At 37.8% G+C, this 19,357-nt stretch carries 17 protein-coding genes and 1 pseudogene; 7 read left to right on the top strand and 11 right to left on the bottom strand.

Annotated elements, in window-relative coordinates; translation table 11 throughout:
• Positions 1–95: 95 nt before the first annotated feature.
• Together V5M37_RS03775 and V5M37_RS03770 are read right to left on the bottom strand one after the other, a co-directional pair.
• Positions 96–296 (bottom strand): cold-shock protein, encoded by a 201-nt coding sequence (locus V5M37_RS03775; RefSeq protein WP_191273077.1) that lies wholly within the window; start codon positions 294–296, stop codon positions 96–98.
• Positions 297–516: 220 nt separating this feature from the next.
• Positions 517–957 (bottom strand): hypothetical protein, encoded by a 441-nt coding sequence (locus V5M37_RS03770; RefSeq protein WP_423800821.1) that lies wholly within the window; start codon positions 955–957, stop codon positions 517–519.
• Between the two features lie 281 nt (positions 958–1,238).
• On the opposite strand from V5M37_RS03770, the gene V5M37_RS03765 reads away from it, so the two are divergent.
• From V5M37_RS03765 to V5M37_RS03745, 5 genes are all read left to right on the top strand, one after another.
• A complete protein-coding gene (locus V5M37_RS03765; protein ID WP_423800820.1) occupies positions 1,239–1,913 on the top strand; it encodes a response regulator transcription factor in 675 nt (224 codons plus the stop codon).
• On the top strand, positions 1,910–3,274 hold the full coding sequence (locus tag V5M37_RS03760; RefSeq protein WP_423800819.1) for a HAMP domain-containing sensor histidine kinase: 1,365 nt from the start codon (positions 1,910–1,912) through the stop codon (positions 3,272–3,274). The genes V5M37_RS03765 and V5M37_RS03760 overlap by 4 nt, the downstream gene beginning before the upstream one ends.
• Before the next feature lie 131 nt (positions 3,275–3,405).
• The gene (locus V5M37_RS03755) at positions 3,406–3,870 is read left to right on the top strand and encodes an N-acetyltransferase family protein (protein WP_423800818.1); all 465 of its coding nucleotides are present in this window, start codon (positions 3,406–3,408) and stop codon (positions 3,868–3,870) included.
• Between the two features lie 628 nt (positions 3,871–4,498).
• On the top strand, positions 4,499–5,569 hold the full coding sequence (locus V5M37_RS03750) for a hypothetical protein (protein WP_423800817.1): 1,071 nt from the start codon (positions 4,499–4,501) through the stop codon (positions 5,567–5,569).
• A 19-nt stretch (positions 5,570–5,588) separates the two neighbouring features.
• Positions 5,589–6,251, top strand: coding sequence for a DUF3995 domain-containing protein (locus V5M37_RS03745; protein WP_423800816.1), 663 nt, complete (start codon positions 5,589–5,591; stop codon positions 6,249–6,251).
• Between the two features lie 424 nt (positions 6,252–6,675).
• On the opposite strand, the gene V5M37_RS03740 is transcribed toward V5M37_RS03745, so the two are convergent.
• The 3 genes from V5M37_RS03740 to V5M37_RS03730 form a co-directional block, all read right to left on the bottom strand.
• Entirely contained in the window at positions 6,676–7,422 is a 747-nt protein-coding gene (locus V5M37_RS03740) for an alpha/beta fold hydrolase (RefSeq protein WP_423800815.1), read from the bottom strand.
• Positions 7,423–7,748: 326 nt separating this feature from the next.
• Complete coding sequence (locus V5M37_RS03735; RefSeq protein WP_423800814.1) at positions 7,749–8,693, bottom strand: NADP-dependent oxidoreductase; 945 nt, start codon at positions 8,691–8,693, stop codon at positions 7,749–7,751.
• Between the two features lie 22 nt (positions 8,694–8,715).
• Positions 8,716–10,101, bottom strand: a complete 1,386-nt coding sequence (locus tag V5M37_RS03730; RefSeq protein ID WP_423800813.1) for an MFS transporter — start codon at positions 10,099–10,101, stop codon at positions 8,716–8,718.
• A gap of 137 nt (positions 10,102–10,238) precedes the next feature.
• Here V5M37_RS03730 and V5M37_RS03725 point away from each other — a divergent pair, with 137 nt between their 5' ends.
• Entirely contained in the window at positions 10,239–11,120 is an 882-nt protein-coding gene (locus tag V5M37_RS03725; RefSeq protein ID WP_423800812.1) for a LysR family transcriptional regulator, read from the top strand.
• A 177-nt stretch (positions 11,121–11,297) separates the two neighbouring features.
• On the opposite strand, the gene V5M37_RS03720 is transcribed toward V5M37_RS03725, so the two are convergent.
• Together V5M37_RS03720 and V5M37_RS03715 are read right to left on the bottom strand one after the other, a co-directional pair.
• Positions 11,298–11,834: a GNAT family N-acetyltransferase gene (locus V5M37_RS03720; RefSeq protein WP_423800811.1), complete on the bottom strand. Its 537-nt coding sequence runs from the start codon at positions 11,832–11,834 to the stop codon at positions 11,298–11,300.
• Between the two features lie 166 nt (positions 11,835–12,000).
• Positions 12,001–12,480: a hypothetical protein gene (locus tag V5M37_RS03715; RefSeq protein WP_423800810.1), complete on the bottom strand. Its 480-nt coding sequence runs from the start codon at positions 12,478–12,480 to the stop codon at positions 12,001–12,003.
• A gap of 622 nt (positions 12,481–13,102) precedes the next feature.
• Here V5M37_RS03715 and V5M37_RS03710 point away from each other — a divergent pair.
• Positions 13,103–13,429 (top strand): annotated as a pseudogene (locus tag V5M37_RS03710) (redoxin domain-containing protein); the annotation flags it as partial.
• A gap of 737 nt (positions 13,430–14,166) precedes the next feature.
• Here V5M37_RS03710 and V5M37_RS03705 read toward each other — a convergent pair.
• The 4 genes from V5M37_RS03705 to V5M37_RS03690 form a co-directional block, all read right to left on the bottom strand.
• Entirely contained in the window at positions 14,167–16,752 is a 2,586-nt protein-coding gene (locus tag V5M37_RS03705; protein WP_423800809.1) for a PBP1A family penicillin-binding protein, read from the bottom strand.
• Positions 16,753–17,462: 710 nt separating this feature from the next.
• Complete coding sequence (locus V5M37_RS03700; protein WP_423800808.1) at positions 17,463–17,885, bottom strand: hypothetical protein; 423 nt, start codon at positions 17,883–17,885, stop codon at positions 17,463–17,465.
• 313 nt (positions 17,886–18,198) lie between these two features.
• On the bottom strand, positions 18,199–18,528 hold the full coding sequence (gene csaA, locus V5M37_RS03695) for a chaperone CsaA (protein WP_423800807.1): 330 nt from the start codon (positions 18,526–18,528) through the stop codon (positions 18,199–18,201).
• Positions 18,529–18,799: 271 nt separating this feature from the next.
• Complete coding sequence (locus V5M37_RS03690) at positions 18,800–19,258, bottom strand: SMI1/KNR4 family protein (protein WP_423800806.1); 459 nt, start codon at positions 19,256–19,258, stop codon at positions 18,800–18,802.
• Positions 19,259–19,357: the final 99 nt, after the last annotated feature.

The raw sequence follows: 19,357 nt of genomic DNA, 5'->3' as shown, positions 1-19,357 counted from the left end.
GTACCCCGCTCGTTACTCGAGTGGGGTTATTTGTTTTTCTAAGACAAATAAAAAACAGACTCTAAAATAGAGTCTGTCCAAGTTTGCCATTATAATTAAGCTTTACGAACGTTAGCTGCTTGTGCTCCACGTTGACCTTGCTCAACATCAAAAGTCACTTCTTGACCTTCTTCTAATGTTTTGTACCCTTCGCCTTGGATAGCTGAGAAATGAACGAATACGTCTTCTCCACCGTCACGTTCGATGAATCCGAAGCCTTTTTCGCCATTAAACCATTTTACTTTACCTTTTTCCATGTTTGTTGCCTCCTAGTGTGTTCACACACACAATGTATTACTATCCTTGCTCTCAGTGATCATCAAGACGAAAAGTTAACCTAATACTATCCTTTACACCGAACAAAAATAATTCATACTCAGAATAACATTTTTTGAGCTCTTTTGCAAGGAACCCGGAACATAACCAAATACGGCTTCTTAAAGTAAGATCTGAGGAGTTTTTAAATGGTTAAATTTATCAAGAATTTAACTCCTTGAATATAAATTTTTTCATCAACAGCCCTAATGTAATACCAAAAATAATGGTACTAATAATATGCGAATAATAATCATTGATCGGTCTAATAGGTATATACTTGCCTTCTACTATTGCTGTAAATAAAAGTTCACATACTAACCAGGCCAGTAAACTGCACAAAGTAGTTTTAATAACTAAATGGCATGAACCCAACTTTTTAAATATAAAGTAAAGTAAGATTGCAAAAACACTACTAACTAAAAAATCTACAATTAACCCTATGGTAAATACAGGCCTGTTAAACGTAACAATAAGGCTTGATAATTTATAAATACTATACTTACCAATTCCACTATAAACAAGTATCCTTGAAGCAATCTCTCCAGGTATTGTTGACAGAACACCTAATAAACCAATTAACAGCACCTTATCTTGAATCATATCATCAATTCCTTAATCTTAATCTGGATAAATTTAGTTTACAAATTATAAACAACTTTATACGTAATAAAAGAAGACACCTTTTTATTTATACTTTTTTAATTGTCCGTCATAAAAATAGTTGCTCAAAGTACAACTATCCTTCCAAGCAATGTCTGCAAATGCCCATTTGGCATTATTAAAAATGAAGAAGGATTATCCAACTTAAGAGTGGAATGGATTATTTATAGATAAAATCGACGAAAATGGTGGACGGAAAATTTTTCGATTAGGTGGGGAACATGAAAAATAAACTATTATACATTGAAGACGATCAGGAAATCGGCGCCTGGGTCAGCGAAGATTTAACTAAAAGAGGCTATCTTGTGACCTGGCTTACCTCGGGGGATGATGCGACTAATTATATGGAAGACATCGACCTAGTCATCCTTGATATCATGCTTCCTGGATTGGACGGATTCTCCATCGGCCAGCGGTTAAAAAAGGAATATTCAGAGACACCGATTCTTCTCCTTTCTGCTAGAACCTCTATTGACGATAAATTGCAAGGTCTTCATTTTGCCGATGATTATGTAACGAAACCCTTTCATCCCGACGAATTGGCGGCACGTGTGGAAGTGCTGTTAAGACGGCATGAGAAGATGGCACTTCCTCTGATTCAACTATCACATCTTAGCATTTATGTAGACCAAAACCGCATTGTCGATACAAGATCGAATCATGAAATTATCCTAACGGCAAAGCAATTTCAAATTTTCACGTATTTACTGCGTCATCCAAACCAAATTCTCACAAAAGAACAAATCTACGAAGCGGTATGGGAAACTCCCTACATAGCGGGGGATAAAACGTTGATGGTTCATATTCGCCATTTACGTGAAAAAATTGAGGAAAATCCGAGCCAGCCGCAAATTATTGAAACGATCCGGGGAATCGGATATCGGGTGAAGCAATGAAGTTTCGACATTCACTGTTGGCAAAATATTTACTGATCATTATGGTAGCACTAATCATATGGCCGTTTGTTTTACCTGCCTATTATATCCCCTCCTATTTTCTGGACAAGGATTTTCCACAAAGAGCTCAGTATATGGATACGAACAATTTAAAGAAAATGTGGCATCATGAGGCGGCAAAGCTGGATGGAGCCACTCCAGAGCAGGTAAATCAGAAGCTTCACAGAGTAAAGAAACAATATCCGCTCGCATCGATATTCTGGGTGGACGGGACGGGCAAAACCAAACTGGTACTTTCCGAACAAAAGAATATTCCGGCTCAATGGACCTTGGGGAACAGTATTGAGTTTATGAATCATAGCGATGAAGATCCCATTACTTTTGTGTCTTTTATCGGCAAAGACCAGAGCAACGGATTTATGGTTTTCCAAATACCGCCCTCCGTTTCCAAACTTCCGACCCTTTCCTTGATTGATGACAAGCTCTTGGCGGTCTATGCTTTTCTCGTATTTGGTCTCTTTCTCTTGGTCTCTTGGCTATTTTTCTTCAAGATACGGAAACGGCTCGTTCATCTCCAAATTGCCATGACGGAAACGCAGGAAAACGGGATTCCCGATAAAATTGTAATCAACAAAAAAGACGAAATTAGTGAATTGGGCAAAGCGTTTAATCATATGATTGATGAACTGATCAAAAGCAGGCAGCACGAACAAGAAGAAGAAGCGCTGCGCAAACAGCTGATTGCTAATATATCCCATGATTTACGAACACCTCTCACAGCCATTCGCGGGCATGCCTATTCAGTACAAAAAGAACCTTTATCGTCCAAAGGGAAAGATTCACTTCATTTAATTGAAAACAAGGTAAATCTGTTAAGCCATCTGCTTGAAAATCTCCTTTCCTACACGCTATTATCAGCCGGAAAATACACATTACAAAGAAAAGAAACGGACATCATTCGGTTCATTCGGGAGTCAATGGCAGGATGGTATCCGGTATTTGAGAAAGCAGGCTTTGAAATAGATGTTCGTCTGCCCGAAAAGGCTTTGATCTGGAATATCGATTCCCATTGGTTCATGCGCATCCTAGATAATCTCTACCAAAACGTGATCAGACACGCTAAGTCGGGGCGGTATGTCGGTGTCAGCATCGTGGATTACGAAGGGAAAACAGCTATTCTGATTGAAGACAGAGGCCCTGGCTTGGATGTAACAACAGACAAAAAGGGGGCCGGCATCGGACTCTCCATCGTGTCACTCATGCTTCAGGAAATGCAATTAGGATGGAAAATAACAAGTTCACCAAAGGGCACGGCCATCTATCTGTACGAAAAAAAAGACGACTTAAACAAAAATGATTAGATAAATATCAGTCACAAAGTTCCATAAGTAATACTTATGAAATATCATTAAAAAACAATAATCAGCTTATAGTAATTATTACGGTAGGATTAAGTTATAAACGGTTCGTTCATCAAAGAGGGGTGATTTTATTGGAAAAAGAAATCCAGTTTAGAATAGCTACTGAACAAGATTTAGATAGAATTGTTGAAATGCTTGCTGATGATGAATTAGGAAGGAAGCGTGAGCGTTATGAACAACCACTTCCAGAAAGTTACACAAAAGCATATCAAGCTATCACATCTGACGCTAATAATGAGTTGGTAGTAGCTTATCAAGGTAATGAAATACTTGGAGTTCAACAAATTACATTTACTCCATATATTACACACCAAGGTGGATGGAGAGCTACTATTGAAGGTGTCAGAACAACCTCATCTGTACGTGGTAAGGGAGTAGGAACCGAACTTATAAAATGGGCAATTCAACGTGCAAAAGAACGTGGTTGCCACTTAATTCAACTTACAACAGATAAACAAAGAGTCGATGCATTACGATTTTATGAACGTCTAGGTTTTAAATCAACTCACGAAGGGTTAAAAATGAAATTAGAATAGTAGCTTATACAACTGACGGTGACGTTAGTACAACAAGCTACCAAAGATGGCTCAGTGAGCTGAGCCATCTTTTTTATGTTTATTATTGGCAAGCACCCAGGCAGCGATGAATGCTACTCAATAAAAAGATGCTGATTCCCTCATCTGAGTCTGTGAGGGGCCACTTTATCTGATGGGGGCAGGTTAAGCACCGGATTGGATAAATAAGCGGAGAAATTTCTCTTAATTAAGAAATAGCACAGAAAATAGCCTAAATAGACGGAAAGATTCCGACTAATGACTCGCAAAACGCGAAAATGGGTAATTTTGCTTTGCTTAATCGGAAAACCTCCGCTTATATACCCCGAACCAAGCTCTATTCTACAGTTTAGGGGAAAAATTTCCGCTTATTTTAAATATCACTGTTACTCAATTAAAGATTAGACTACTTATTTTTCTAATCATTTTTGTAAGATAAATTGTATATCAAATTGAGGATAAAATTGTAGGGGTGGATTTCCCTATAGTAAAGAGTAGTACTCTTTTTATATATAAATTAAACAAAATTTAAACGAAACCTCACCTTCATTTTAACCTTTAGTGATTAGGATGAAAGTGAGGTTATTTGTTTTGAATAAAAAAAGAAAGGATGATTACATTGAATCTCACATCGCCTTTACGGAATAAAGAGGCTAAAACAAAATGGAGCAGCTGGCCTTCATGGATCAGTTATGCTGCTATGTTATGGTCGGCACTGTATGGAGCATTACATCTTTACTGGTTATTGGGTGGAGCTGGATATCCATTTAAAAATGACGGTATGGGATTGTTCGCCGCCATGGTGACCTATCTTCCCGCACAAATTGGCGGTATTGTTTTTGTCACTCTATGTCTCATGGGAATTGGAGTAGGTCTTGTCATGCAAAGACCACAATATACGGCTTTTTCTTGGAGGTTTACTATTGCCTATTCATGGGGGTTCTCACTAGCGCTGCTCCTGTGTATTCCTGATACCAGGTTAATTGCCGCTATGGCTTACGCTTTTTTATTTAAATTCGACTTTAACTGGGAAATGTTGAATCAAATTATTTGTCTTATTGGAGCGCTTTTTTGGATGATGACCGCTGTTGTTTACCAAAGAAAAACTCGTCATGCATGTGAATATTGCGGACGGACCGACGACGGAGAAACATCTTTATTGATTCGTTGGGGTAGATGGTTGACCATGATCGCAGTGTTGGCACCTATTCCTTATGCCTTTATACGCTTCTCGTGGGCACTCGATATCCCTTTAGGAGTTGATCCGCAATTCCTTAGGGATTTCTCGACCGCCAATCCGATGGCACGTCTGACGGAATGGGTGTTTGGATCTGTATGTATAATCGGAGGTCTCCTTACACTTGGTTTGATTCAAAAATGGGGTGAAGTCTTTCCTCGCTGGTTCCCGTTCATTGGCGGAAAAAGAGTCCCCATTATGCTGGCAGTGATTCCTGCTTCTATTGTTGCCATAGCGGTAACCGCAGCAGGCTTTGTCTTTACATTCGGTATCATTGCCATGGCATTTCATCTCGGGCCGATGGAAAATATTTTACACAGTCAAGGCTGGGGAGCTATGGGTCCGATGATTTTTTGGGTGCCATGGGGAGTGGCTCTTGGGCTAGCTGCAATCGCCTACTATTATCGACGGCGCGGCCGATGTTCCCGCTGTGGAAGAGGTTAAAAAGGAGGACTGTGTGAACATGAATGAAAAAACAAACAACGTGAAAGCTCAAACTGAAAGGCTAACTGCCTTTGAACATTGGACGAAGAAAGCGGTATGGCCGGCTTACCTTGGTTGCTTTTGGGCAGTCATCTATGCCGTTTTCGTCCGATTTTATCAAGCTGCAGGCGGAACAATAGGTCTACCGGGGCAGTTTGAGGATCCTAAAACCATGTACATGGCAAGTTATCTTGCAGGCGTCTTGATCATGACCTGTGGGTTCATTTTAATTGCCCTTGTCAAGCCATGGGGACGAGTAGTCCCAGCATGGATGCCGTTCATTGGGGGGAAAAACATCCACCGTCTCATCATCTTAATCCCTACCCTTACCTGTACTGCATATTTAATAGCACATGGAATCAGCGGGATGATTACAAAAGCCCTTCTACTAGCAGATGTCATTACCATTCAATTCACTGGCTGGATTTCACTTGATGTTCACAGCCTGGCGTTATGGTCTCTTTTGTTTTATGAGCCATGGTTTGTGATCATGGGCATTTTGTCCGGCTTAACAGCCTCCCATTACGCACAAGCTTCCGGCATTTCACTTTCTGCATTTAGACGAAGCCTGGTCATCTATTTATTTTTCGTTTTTCTACTAACGATGTTTTGTGTATTCTATATCATTTTTAATCTCTCATAAACGGGATGTATTTTCTTGCTATGGCTTCTAACAATCGGGATATTATTATGGTCACTAGGCGGGGGTAAGTTTCAGATCACTACAACAAAGCGCTGTTCTTCGACAAATTTCCAGGGAAATGGAGTCAACCAATCGTTTTGCAGAAGTATTGCCATTAAAGGATTTTGTCCTTCAAATGGCAAAAAATTTGTCAATTATACAAGCGTTTATGTAAAGCGGATTAAAACCTAAATCTATAAAGGTTTCCAGCTGTAGTCACACGAAGAAAATTGCCGAAAGATGTCTTAAGCCCAATAAATTAAAAACCTTGCTCACAAAAAGCAAGGTTTATTAGATGCATTGGGCTTGTTTTTTTCCGGTGCACTACTTCTTAATGATTTAATTCATTGTTGCTTTAAAGTCCGATAATAGCTTCGTAGGCTTTTCATTCCTCCATAAAATCAATAATTTGACTATACAGTTTCTCGGGGTGGGTGAGATTAGCCATATGATCAGCACCCGGAATTTCTATGATTCGAGCATCTGTGTGGTTTCGAAAGTAATTGGCTACTAGAAGGTTATCAGGTGATTCCTCCTTACCGATTATCAATAATGTTTTGGCCGTCAATTCTCCTAATCTTTCGATGGCCGGTGGTTGCGGCCAAATCAATTTAACCGGAGGCCATTCAAACATTCGGTTCATATGATGCCGGAGCATTTGAACCATCAAATCCCGGTGCGGACTCACCGCTACAACACGATTAGATGGGTCACTGAGTAAAAGCTCAATCATCTTATCGATATCGGGGGCAGCTTCATGAACCTTCTTCATTCTCTCTCCAAATTCCTTCGAATAGCTAAACCCAGATAATCCTGGCGCAAGCAAAATAAGTTTTGAAACCCTTTCAGGATAATTAAGAGCGAATTCAGTGGCAATTTGGCCGCCCATTGAGTGACCGATGAGCGTTGCCTGATTGATTTCTAGATGATCAAGCAGTGACAACAAATCTTCAACAGGATTGACATCTTCTATAGGAGACGGTGATTTCCCGGTCCCACGTCCGTCAAAAGCAACGACCTTATAGTGATTCGCTAAAAGAGGTGCGACAAATGTCCAATTTCGTACATCAGCCCCACCAGTGAGGAGGACCACAGGTTTACCAATACCATTAACTTCATAATACAAATCCATTGATATTCCCCCACCTAACATAATTTAATATTTCATTTGAACGCGCAATAGGATTACCAAAAAATAACAACAAGATTTAAGTTTTCACTCACGCCCTCCCCTAACCCTACACACATTACATATTTTACCACAAGGAAGTGTGGTAAATGCTGAATTTTCAAAAAACAGCCCTTTGTTTCAGCTAATTAACTTCCTTAATTCAAATAGCTTACTCCATTAAATGGCCTCTAGATGCTTGAACCTTACCTTTCCAAAAAATTTTTAAAATCAGATGATGTATGAAAAAGAAGAGAATGACTAGAATTTTATTAAGGTGAATGTCATAATTATACGTTTAGTATAATGCGCCCGCGCCCGTGTCCTCGTTGGCTTAGTTTATGAGCTTCTTGCACTTTTTCTAAGGGGAATTTTTTAAAAATACAAACTTTTACCTGTTTCCCAACTATCATTTGAGAAATGATCTTAGAAATGGTTTCAATTTCCTCCAGATGAGGTAAGGAATACGGTTTAACAGGCTTTAATCCAAACCTTTGCACCTTTTCAACTGATGGCTGCTCTACCATCGACAGAAGTTTTCCTCCCATTTTTACAACGGACCAGGAACGATCTAATGTTTCGCCACCTATAGTATCGACAACTAGATCCACATCCTGGACATTTTTGTCAAATGATTCGGAAGTATAATCAATGACAGTATCAACACCTAATGAGTACAGAAAATCCACATTTTTCGCTGAACAGGTTCCAATGACAAATGCCCCCTTCCATTTGGCCAATTGGGCAGCAATCATGCCGAACCCACCGGCTGCCCCATGAATCAGTACCTTTTCACCTTTTTTTAATTCCCCATCTCGAAATAGGGTCAACCATGCAGTTACCGCACTTCCAGGTATTGTAACGGATTCATCAAAGCTCAATGCTGAAGGTTTAAGCATAAGTCCTGCTGCCGGTGCCACTGTAAATTCAGTATAGGTTCCATATTGGCTTCGACCGAAGACCTCCTGTCCTTTGCAGAATTCATGTACATCAGGACCAACTTTCTCCACGGTTCCTGAGAATGACGAGCCTGGGATATACGGAAAACTTGCGGGGCGACTATCTTTAAACAACCCTTGACGATATTTCCAATCATACGGAAGAACTCCAGCTGCATGAACACGAATTAATACCTCTCCGGCTTCAGGTCTTGGAAGAGGAATTCGTTCTAGCTTTAGCACTTCTGGACCACCGTAATGGTGGACACGAATCGCATTCATTAACTGAGCTGACATCACTGATCAATCCTTTCACAAATTAAATTTTCGTTTGTTTGAATGTATCAATTAGCTTACGTTCAGGCCGATACATAAATTTGTACAAAAAAAGCAAATTCAACAAGGTTAGCACAAAAAAACCGAAGTATATATTACTGTAAATTCCAGATTGTCCAGAAGCAGCAAGTGGGTTTAGTGGAGGCAATTTGTCAAATTCCACTACCGTGGTAATGACTGCTCCACATACGGCAATGGATAAAAAATTCGACAAGCTATACACACCCATACCAATTCCTGAATGCTCCTGTGGCAGGTTTCTAGATACCCAATTGGCTAGTGAAGGCTGCATGAAAATATATCCAACTTCTGTGAGAATCAGGCAAATGGAGATACTCCAAGATGCATACCCAACAGAAGTCGATAGCAAAAGAAACCCGACACTTAAGACCATGATCGATATCGTTAAAACATAGCGACTACCTTTTTGGTCAGCCAGAAAACCCCCATATTTACCTAATAGAGCAGAGATGAATGCTGCTGGAACCAATAATAATCCAATCCAATGTCCCTTTAATCCATAAACTTGGTTGAAAAGTAAAGGGGTGATCAGGAATACACCAAAATTGGTAGAGGTATTTAATGCACCCATGAATATTCCATGACGATAGGAAGCATTCCGAAAAAGATCCAGGGGAATAAATGGATGAGCTGAATGCTTTTGTCGAATGAGGAAGAAAACAAAGAAACATATACTTACTATAAGCAACCAAAGATTCAATAAGGTAATGGCTTCCATCAAAGAAATAATGAAGACTGCTATTAATCCTGCACTTGAAATATCAATCATCCCATCCTGTTTATGAACCACATTAGGAAACCATTTGCGAATAAAGGGCAGCGCCAGTATGATGCACATGGAGAAAAGAAATAAATACCTCCAGTGAAAGTATCCCGTTAGAATCCCGCCCAATATCGGACCAATCACCCCTGAAAACGCCATGGTGGATGCGATCATCCCTAGTGCTTTTCCTCGACGCTCAGCATTAATATAACGAGCGGGGATGACCATTGCTAAAGAGGGGATAGACGAAACCCCGATTCCTTGTATAACTCGCCCCATAATCAACAAAAGGTAACTGGGAGCAAGAAAACACAGGATGGAACCGCTGAAAAACATGAGTACTCCAAAGGTAGCCAAATTTTTTATCCCGAAATGATCCGCTAACTTTCCATATAATAGTGTGCCAAGAGCTGATATGATACCCGATACGGTTACCACCCAACTGGAGGTGGAAGAAGTTATTCCAAACTGAACCGATATATCAGGTAAAGCCACATTCAACATGTAACTATTGATTACAGCAAAAGGAACAATGAAGCAAAGTAAACGAATGAGTTGAGTTTCTTGTGCAACTGATAAATTCATTTTACCTATCCTCCTTCACTGCTGTTTAAATAATGAATGCTATTCTATCAACATTGTATGATTCATTACGTATAATGAAAAATGTATATTTGTTTATATAATCATAAGATTGAGCTTATGAAAGGAGGAGGGTAATAATGGATCTGCTTCAGCTTAAGTATTTTCAAAAGGTTGCACAACTGAAACATTTAACAAAGGCAGCACAGGAATTATATATTACACAACCCGCTCTTAGCCAGACTATCGCGAGGTTAGAAAAAGATGTTGGGGTACCACTATTTGATCGGCGAGGGAGACAGATTTCACTGAATGAATATGGGGAGGTTTTCCTGGAAAAAGTAGAAACCGCACTAAATGCCTTGGAAGAGGGACGACGGGAAATTGCCGATATGGCAGGATTGGAACGAGGAATCGTTTCTATCGACACAACCTTTTTACCCTATTTTTCTAATGCAATAAACTCTTTTCGAACCTCTTATCCCGATGTCCAATTTAGGATTTCACAAGTTTCCACGTTGGAAAAGAAGGAGCGTCTACTCGAAAACGGTGAAATTGATTTCAGTATTTCATGCAAACCCATTGAACGAAAAGGATTTTGCAACTTACCTATACAGACAGAAGAAATATTACTAGCAGTCCCCATCACACATCGACTTGCAAATCAACAGAGTATCAAGCTGAGTGAAGTCGCTAATGAACCTTTTATCCACTTTAAGAAGGGCCATTCATTTCGGGAAACTACTGATGAACTGTGTCAAAAAGCAGGTTTTACACCGAATATTGTCTGTGAAACGGATGAGTCAAAAACAATAAAGGAATTAGTTCACTCTGGTCTTGGAATCGCATTTTGGTTAGAAACTTTATTAGAAAGAGAGAATTTATTTCATCATTTACACATTCAAGAACCGGTTTGCCAGCGTACCTATTATTTGTCATGGTCGGAAAAGCGTTATTTATCCTTGGCAGCTAGTATGTTTCGGGACCTACTAATCCAGCATTTTAAAACATTACAGAAGTAATAACTCAACTTTTACCGTTGCGGGCTAGCTTAAAAAAATAGGAGAAGCCTAAGGATTGCTGCAGCAACCCCCTTGTTAAACTCAAGCACCGGTTACTTTAAGTACAATCCTTCACAAACTAACTTTAGAATAAGAAAAAGAGGTGCTGCTGCTACCTCCTTTGTTAATTGAACAAGATTAAACGTTTTTGGTTTTCAACCATTCATTTTCTAAAATACTCATTTCCCATAAACTCCAATATTCATCACCATTTTTTCTTGAATCTCGAAGTAGACCTTCTCTTATAAATCCTGCTTTTTCGTAACAGGCAATAGCAGAAACATTAAAGTCAAATACCCCAAGACTAACTCTATGTAGTTGAAGTTCATCAAATGCGATTTTAAGGATTTCCTTAATCATTTGCTGACCTATACCTTTACCCCTTGTGTTTTTATTACCGACTAATACTTTTCCAACTCTTGCAGATTTGTTTTTTCTATCAATTTTACCCAAAGAAATATGACCAATGGATTCACCAGTTTCATTATCAACTACTTTATAAACCATAGTTTCTGCGTTTTCATTATTCGCATTCTCAATGTACTTTTCTAATTGAGTATCATTCAATGGGTAATCAAACCCTGGACCTCCCCATTGTAGTAAGAATGCAGGTGAATCAATCCAATTGATAAGTTGTTTGAAATCAGAACGCTCAAAATACTTTAGCTCTACCATAAATACCTACTCCCATTTCACTTTATTTCTTTATCACTTTATATCACTAAAGTATAATCTAGTAATGTCTTATTCTTCAACTAAACTGCCCCGTTAGTCGAATAAGAAAAAGCCACCAATATGGCAGCTCCGTTTTTTAGCTCTTGCACCTTTAGTTGAATGAGAACTATTCCTCTTTAATCTTATTTTCTCCACCAATCAGTCCTTCTTGCCACACCTGATAAACGTAGAGGGCGATAGCAATTATTGTCATTATTACAATCCCTTCAAGGGGTGATAAGTTTCCCGCACTAGTAGTAATTTTAAGTTTTTTCCATAAAGCTCTGAAACCAAATGAATAGATACAATCTATAATCAAATTTACAAAGAAATAAATCCAAAATTTACGAAATGTGAAATAAAATATCCATATAGTTCCAACCAAAAAAACACCATAAACTGTATGTATTTGTGCTACCTTATCCCACGGAAAAAGAGTTTCTTTATACTTCCACCAATCATATGTCCAAGCAACTTGGTACATTATTGTGTTTATTACAGTTGCAAACAAGGCTACAGGCATATATCTACGAATAGCAGAGTTTTTTAAAAAGAATAAGGAAAGCCAAGGTAATAAAAAGAAAGCCCATAAAATAAGTTTTACCATATTTTTATATTCTCCTTTCGGATTTAACTGTTATCTTTCCCCAATCCCCTAAACCAATTCTTTTTTTCAACTATTCTGCCAGTTAGCACAATAAGAAAATGGGATCACCGCAGCATCCCGTCTTTAACATTAGCCCCCGTTAGCTTAAGTACACTTTTTCACAAATCTACAACAAAATCACCTCACTAGCTGAAAAATAACAAATCCCTTTTCATTGTGAAGGGATTTTGAATCTTCTGAAGGGTTATTAAGAAAAAAACTTGGATAGTGTTTCATTGGTTTGTTCATTCTAATAAAGAAAAAATGGCAATATATTATGGGTTTTTTAGAAAATCCACTAAGCAGGAAGAACCAGTGGCAAATTAAAAACCTAAAAATAGGGATTATTTAGCCCCGCTCCAATCTGTAATCCAAATCTGTTTGAAGAAAGGAGTTAAAAATGCGAACTAAAATTATAGTCTTGTCCTTTATTTCTTTTCTATTATTATCAGCATTTGGACAAAAGACGCTTCCCGAACCAATCACTTTATTAAATCACGAACAAAAAGAGGTAACTTTTCCTTTAGAAAAACCAACAGTATTCTTTTTTATAACAACATATAAATGAACTCTCTGTCAGAAGCAACTGGTTCAGTTGCATAAAAATATTAATAAATTAAATGGAATGGATATCGAAATGTTTGTAATCAGTAGCGATTCACCAGAAGAGCTACTTTCATTACATAATAAATTGGAGGAAAATTTTGGATATAGCCTCCCCTTTATATCGGATCCAAAATTAGAATTAATTGATAAAATGGGAATGAAGAAAAATGCTGTGGCTTATAGAGGTTATGGAATGATTGATAAAAAAGGGAATGTTATTTTTAGTACCAAAGATGATCATTGGGGAGAGCAAATAGAGAAAACAGTTGCAAAGATTAAAGAAGAATATAATAAACTAGAATAAAAAAATTAGATTTAATACTCTAACCTGAAGATAATCCGAACAATATGATGCTTTACGTCTTTATTTTATTCAGATAGACAAGGAAAATTTGAAAAAGATATTTATGAACCTTTCTACATAATGTAACGGGAATAAGCGAAACGATAAAATCAAACGCTCAGAGTATTCTCTGAGCGTTTTGAATTAAACCCCTTAAATGTCCTTCTTCAACTAGCCTCCCGATAGTAGAACAACAAAAAAAGCTATACATCTTATTGATGTAAAGCCACCGATAGCCATACATTAATCGCTAAAAAACAACTCTTCACCACAAAAAATGAAAAAATGTACTAAATTCGTCCATACTTGTTTAAAAGCTGGAGAGGAAGGTCGATGAACTATGTTGACATAGAGCCCATCCGATAGTCTGGACTCCAACGACCACGGATATAAAGCAAAGATGCGACTGCCCGTTGCACAAAAAGAAAGCTGCATACTTGCAACTTCTTGTTCAGCAAACGCCGCCCCCTTTAGCTTAAGTAAAATATTTCACATTCATTAACAATCTCTATCTGACCATTATTCATAATCGCCTGCGTGTCATTTCAATCAAAAAATTTGCGACCATATCTTAGGTATAAGATAGAACAAAGGCACAACTAGCTAAGAACCACTAGTTGTGCCTTTTTGCGCGCAAAAATTCCGATTGCCCCCGTTATGAACCGTCCCTGTGGTGTTTCTCGTTACTACTTTCAGTATTAGTATTCAACTGTAACTGAAGTAGCGGCCGGGGCACTGGTGCCTGCATCATTGGATGCTGTAACAGAAATGGCATAAGTTTGACCTGGTTTAGGCTTACTTAGCGTTGCATGTGTTTCTGAGATGGGCCTCAATCTATACGTACGGCCATTCACAGTAAACCAAACGGTAAATTTGACATTTTGAGTAATGGCATTATTGTTGTCCCAGCTAATAACAATATTATTAGAGTTTTTATCAAAGTAAGCTTGCAAATTGGTTGGACTGTTTGGCACTTTTGTTTTTTCTTCAACTGTTATGGAAACAGATGCTGGATCACTTTTTATCTCTTCAGAAATGGCAACGATTGTAAATGTATATGGTTTTCCTTTCTCCGGGCTTTGAAGTACTGCTTGGCTTTCATTTGTGGATGTTAGTTTTGTTGTATTTCCATCCACTGTATAAGAAACATCAAAGGTTGTTTCTGAACTGGTTTCAGAAGCATAATTCCATGATAATTGAATGCTATCTGAAGGTTCATCATATTTCGCCTGAGCATTGGTGGGTTTATCAATCTTAGGTGCTGGTGGCTTTTCTCCGCCTTGTACATAGTATTCCTTGCCTAATTTTCCAACACTGCTTGGTTGTATAAATCCTTCAGTGCTGGTAGCTGCTCGTGACATAATCTCTTTAAACGCTAATTTAGAGAAGTGCTCGCTTTTGCCTCCTAAATAGTCATCTGAAGAAGTAGTTTCTGTATAGCCTGTCCAAACAGCACCTGTGTACTGCGGTGTATAACCTACAAACCATGCATCTCTTGTCGCATTATTAGGTAAACCGTATTTCTCTATTGCTGATTGATCGAAGCTGGTTGTTCCTGTTTTTCCAGCTATATCAAGACTACTAACATTTGCCATGGTTCCAGTACCAGAATCCACCACTGTACGTAGCATATCTGTGATGAGGAAGGCAGTATAGTCTTCCATTACTTTCTTTTTACTTGAAGCTAAGTTCTTTTCCGTTCCATCGGGATAAATTATTTTGGAAACAGTAAATGGTTCTGCATAGTAACCTCCATTCCCGAAAGCTGCATACGCTCCAGCCATATTTAAAGGAGATGCTGCATCAATGGCGCCTATTGCATTCGATTCATTTGCTTTTTGTGATTCTGTAATAGGAAAACCAAGACTATTGGCAAAATCAGTGGCATAGTCTGCTCCAACTTCCTGATATGTTTTTAATGCAGGAATATTACGTGACCAGGCCAGATGATCTCTAATCGTTTTATCTCCTGCATAGGTATGACTTGCATTTCGAATAGGGGTTCCATTTGAGTATTGATACTTCTCATCTTTTATTATGTGTCCAGTTGACCATTTGAATTTTTCAATGGCTGGGCCGTAGTCAAGAATTGGTTTAATCGTAGAACCAGGATGACGTTTAATCCTTGTTGCATAGTTAAATTTGCCGGTTTGATAATTTCTTCCTCCGCCAATGGCTTTAATGGCTCCAGTCTGGGTCTCTGCAATGATAACAGCTGTTTGTAGCTTATCGTTACCTGGAAAATTGATATAATCATTTGTTGAAAGAACATCTTCCGTAACTTGCTGGATTTTTGGGTCAATGGTAGTGTAAATTTCTAATCCATCTTCAAAAATATTCCCACCTGTTTTTTCTTGTACCTCTGAAATGGCAGTATCAACAAAGGCTTGATATTTATTTGATGCCGCTTTTTGAATATTTAATGTATCTTCAATTGGTGTACTTTGTGCTTTCTCCATTTCTGATTTGGAAATATATCCATGTCTATTCATATAATAAAGAACCATATTTCTGCGTTTTTCTGCTGCATCAAGATTATTTTCAATAGTAGGTGTATAGTTATTGGGACTTTGTGGAATCCCCGCAAGGAGTGCAGCTTGTTCCAGTGTTAATTTATTTAACTCATCAGGACCAAGCGCGAAGAACCTTTCGGCCGCTTTTGCGACGCCATATACATCATTGCCATATAAATTCTTGTTAAAATACATTTCTAGAATTTGATCCTTAGAGAACTTTTTTTCTAATTGAATGGCTAAATACCATTCCTGCACTTTTCTTGTAGGGGTTTTTTCAATTGATAAAAAAGAATTTTTCACAACTTGCTGTGTAATCGTACTGCCGCCTTGGGAAGAACCAGTTGTAATATTCGTCCAAACAGCAACAAGAGTACGTTTAACATCAATTCCATGATGCTGATAAAAACGGGCATCCTCTGTGGCCAAAACAGCATTTTTTAAGACATCAGGTATTTGCTTAATATTAATTTCATTCCGTTTCTCTTTACCGATTTCGGCAATGACGGTTTTCCCATCACTAGCAAAAAATTTGGAAGATAAAGGATCCTTTAATAGCGTTTCGTCAAACTTAGGAGCGTCTTTAATGATCCAGTAAAAAGTGCCCACTCCAAACAAGAACAGGACAATTCCTAGTGTAAGACAAATGTATAAGAATTTTTTCCAAAATCCTCTTCTTGGCCTCTTGTTCTCATCCTGTTTTGAAGAACTTGGTTGTTGTTCTTGTATGTTTTTTCTCCGCTCAGTCCGAGACCAATCATTTTCTGTCATGTTTCTTTCTCCTACCTTTCAAGACCAAGGACAAGACGTGGCCCGATTTGAACGAGGCGAACCGTTCCTGTGGTGTTTTTAAAATAAAAGTTGCGATCATCCAAGAACTCTCAATGGGTGAGAAAACCGTAAAAAAATTAACAGAAACCTTTTGATATATCTTTACTAGTTTTTACTTAGCACTTGAAGGTCTTGGAAAATGGAGGTTTAGTTTCCTTCAGAAAAGCGAGAAGGTATAAGTATATTATCTCCACCCCGATACTATTTATGGGGTTGCTAGATGGCTAAATTAATTAAAATCAATATGGAAGAGTCAATTTCAAGTATGGAAAAATTTTCATTAAACGAAGAGGCAAACGGAGAAAATAATAATGATTATAATAAATAGCGTCCATAATTTTACTTTACAATTAAAGCACGTACCTATGAAAAATGAGCGAGTTTTCAGTTCATGGGTAAAGTCGGAAGAGTTGAAAAAATGTTGTGGCCCTGAGGGATTCGCGAAGACTATTGGAAGGTTATAGGTTCTTAAAAAAAAAGCGATTCTTCTTATATTAAAGAATCGCTACCCAATAGTTGAATTAGACAAGCTGAATAATTTGGATTGTATTAGTCCCAACATAAAGATAATTTTTTTTGGAATATGTACCGTCACCTACAATAGGTAAAAAACCTGAGCAGTTCCAGTCGGTGCCACATCACTTAGATATTCATGCATTGTAGGACATCCTTTTTCTTACTCCATCCAGCATAACAAATAGTCCGCAAATAGGAAAAATAAGTACTAATAATCCTTCAGGTCCTGTTTCTGTTGTATGCATTCCGGCAATCTTGGATATTTCAGGTTCATTTTGAACATACATGATTTTTACATTTTTTTCATCATTGTTATACACACCATAAGAAATTCCGTGATAGCTTTTGCCATTCGTCTTAAACTGAAAACGATATGCATAAATTCGATCACGGCTTTTTTTGGTGTTTGTAGCGGAAACACCCGTAACCGTTCCCTTTATGACCTCAGTATGTCTGAACATTAATGAAAATTCATCGCCCATTTTTCCGTTATCACCGAGGGATAAGTAACTGAAAAATACGCCTATCACGAAGAATAAAAGTCCAGATCGAAACAAATCAATCACCTCATATTCGGTTTCATTTTACTTTAGTAAAGAAGAAACCTGTCCCATTTTCTTGTTGATAATGCTAAAGCACCAGCACACCCTATGATCAAAACTAATTTCCCTTTCATATAAAAACCTCCTTACAGGTTCGAGTTTGCACTATTAACATATTTTACCATATTCAAAACGTTACTTTGTTACTCAACTAGACTCCCACGTTAGCGGAACAAGAAAAGCCGCCAAAATGACGGCTGGAACTTCAACACTTGTCCCCGTTCAGTCCAACAAGAACTACACAGAAAATTAGGTTGTTTTCGAATTTCTACGCTATAGGTGTTCCATTTTTCACAGGTTCATCCGGCTTTAAAAGTACCACATCACCTTCTTCTGGGACACCTCCAATTACCAATACCTCAGAGTTAAAACCTGCAATACGTCTTGGAGGAAAGTTTACTACTGCCACCACTTGACTACCAATAAGTTGTTCAGGTTTATATCTTCGTGTAATTTGAGCCGAGGAATGTTTAATGCCAATTTCCCCAAAATCAATTTCTAATTTTATTGCAGGTTTTCGTGCTTCCGGGAAAAGGTCTGCTTTAATAACAGTACCAACACGGATATCCAATTTCAAAAAATCCTCAATTGTTGCCATAAAATATACCCCCATTTTTTTACTGTTGTTCCAATTCTAACAAATTACTTAAATGTTTTCTAAACTAAACTGCCCCGATATTTGAATAAGAAAAAGCCACCAATATGGCAGCTCCGGTCTTTAACTATAGCACCCTATAGTTTAAGTACATTTGTTCACAAACTTAGCCATATAACAGGGAGGCTGCCCCCGTTTTTTCTATAAGGAATTCTTCAAAAAAGCGTTATTCAATGCTCTGTTAGTAAAAAATGAATAATTTTATGGTGATTCTCTATTGTTTATTTTCTGAAATCCTCTTTTTTAAAAATTCGATAAAATCATCTGCATATTTTTTATTATCATTCAAAGAATAGATTGGTAATTCATTTTCGTCTTTTCTTTTATTTAGATCAAAATAAAAAACATTTTCATCTGTTTCACAAATTACAACTTTATCGTTACTGTAATTTTTATTTTTTATGTTTAATTCATAATGATACACAATATCTCCACCGACAACGGTATCAAAATCTTGTTCATAAATACTAAATATTTCCTCGCCATAGATTTCTCCACCACCATAGTTTCTAAGCCACCATTTATATGACTTTGGAAGCTGAAAACCTAGACGTTCTTCTGCTTTCATTATCCATTGTTCAGAAATCCCATCTCCGTAATCGGCAAAATCAACTGCACTACCAGCTTCCGCAATTAATTTTTGTATCTCAACGTATTTATTATTTTTATCCATCTATCGGACCTACCTTTATTAAAAATCAACCTTATTAAACTGCTCCACTACTTCAATAAAGTTCAACATAAAGAAGCGTTAATCCTTCTTGGATTAACG

The organism is Neobacillus sp. SAB-20_R2A, from assembly GCF_049568635.1.
In the GTDB taxonomy this organism is placed as follows: Bacteria; Bacillota; Bacilli; order Bacillales; family Cytobacillaceae; genus Neobacillus; species Neobacillus citreus.
This window is presented reverse-complemented; position numbering and strand designations above follow the sequence as displayed.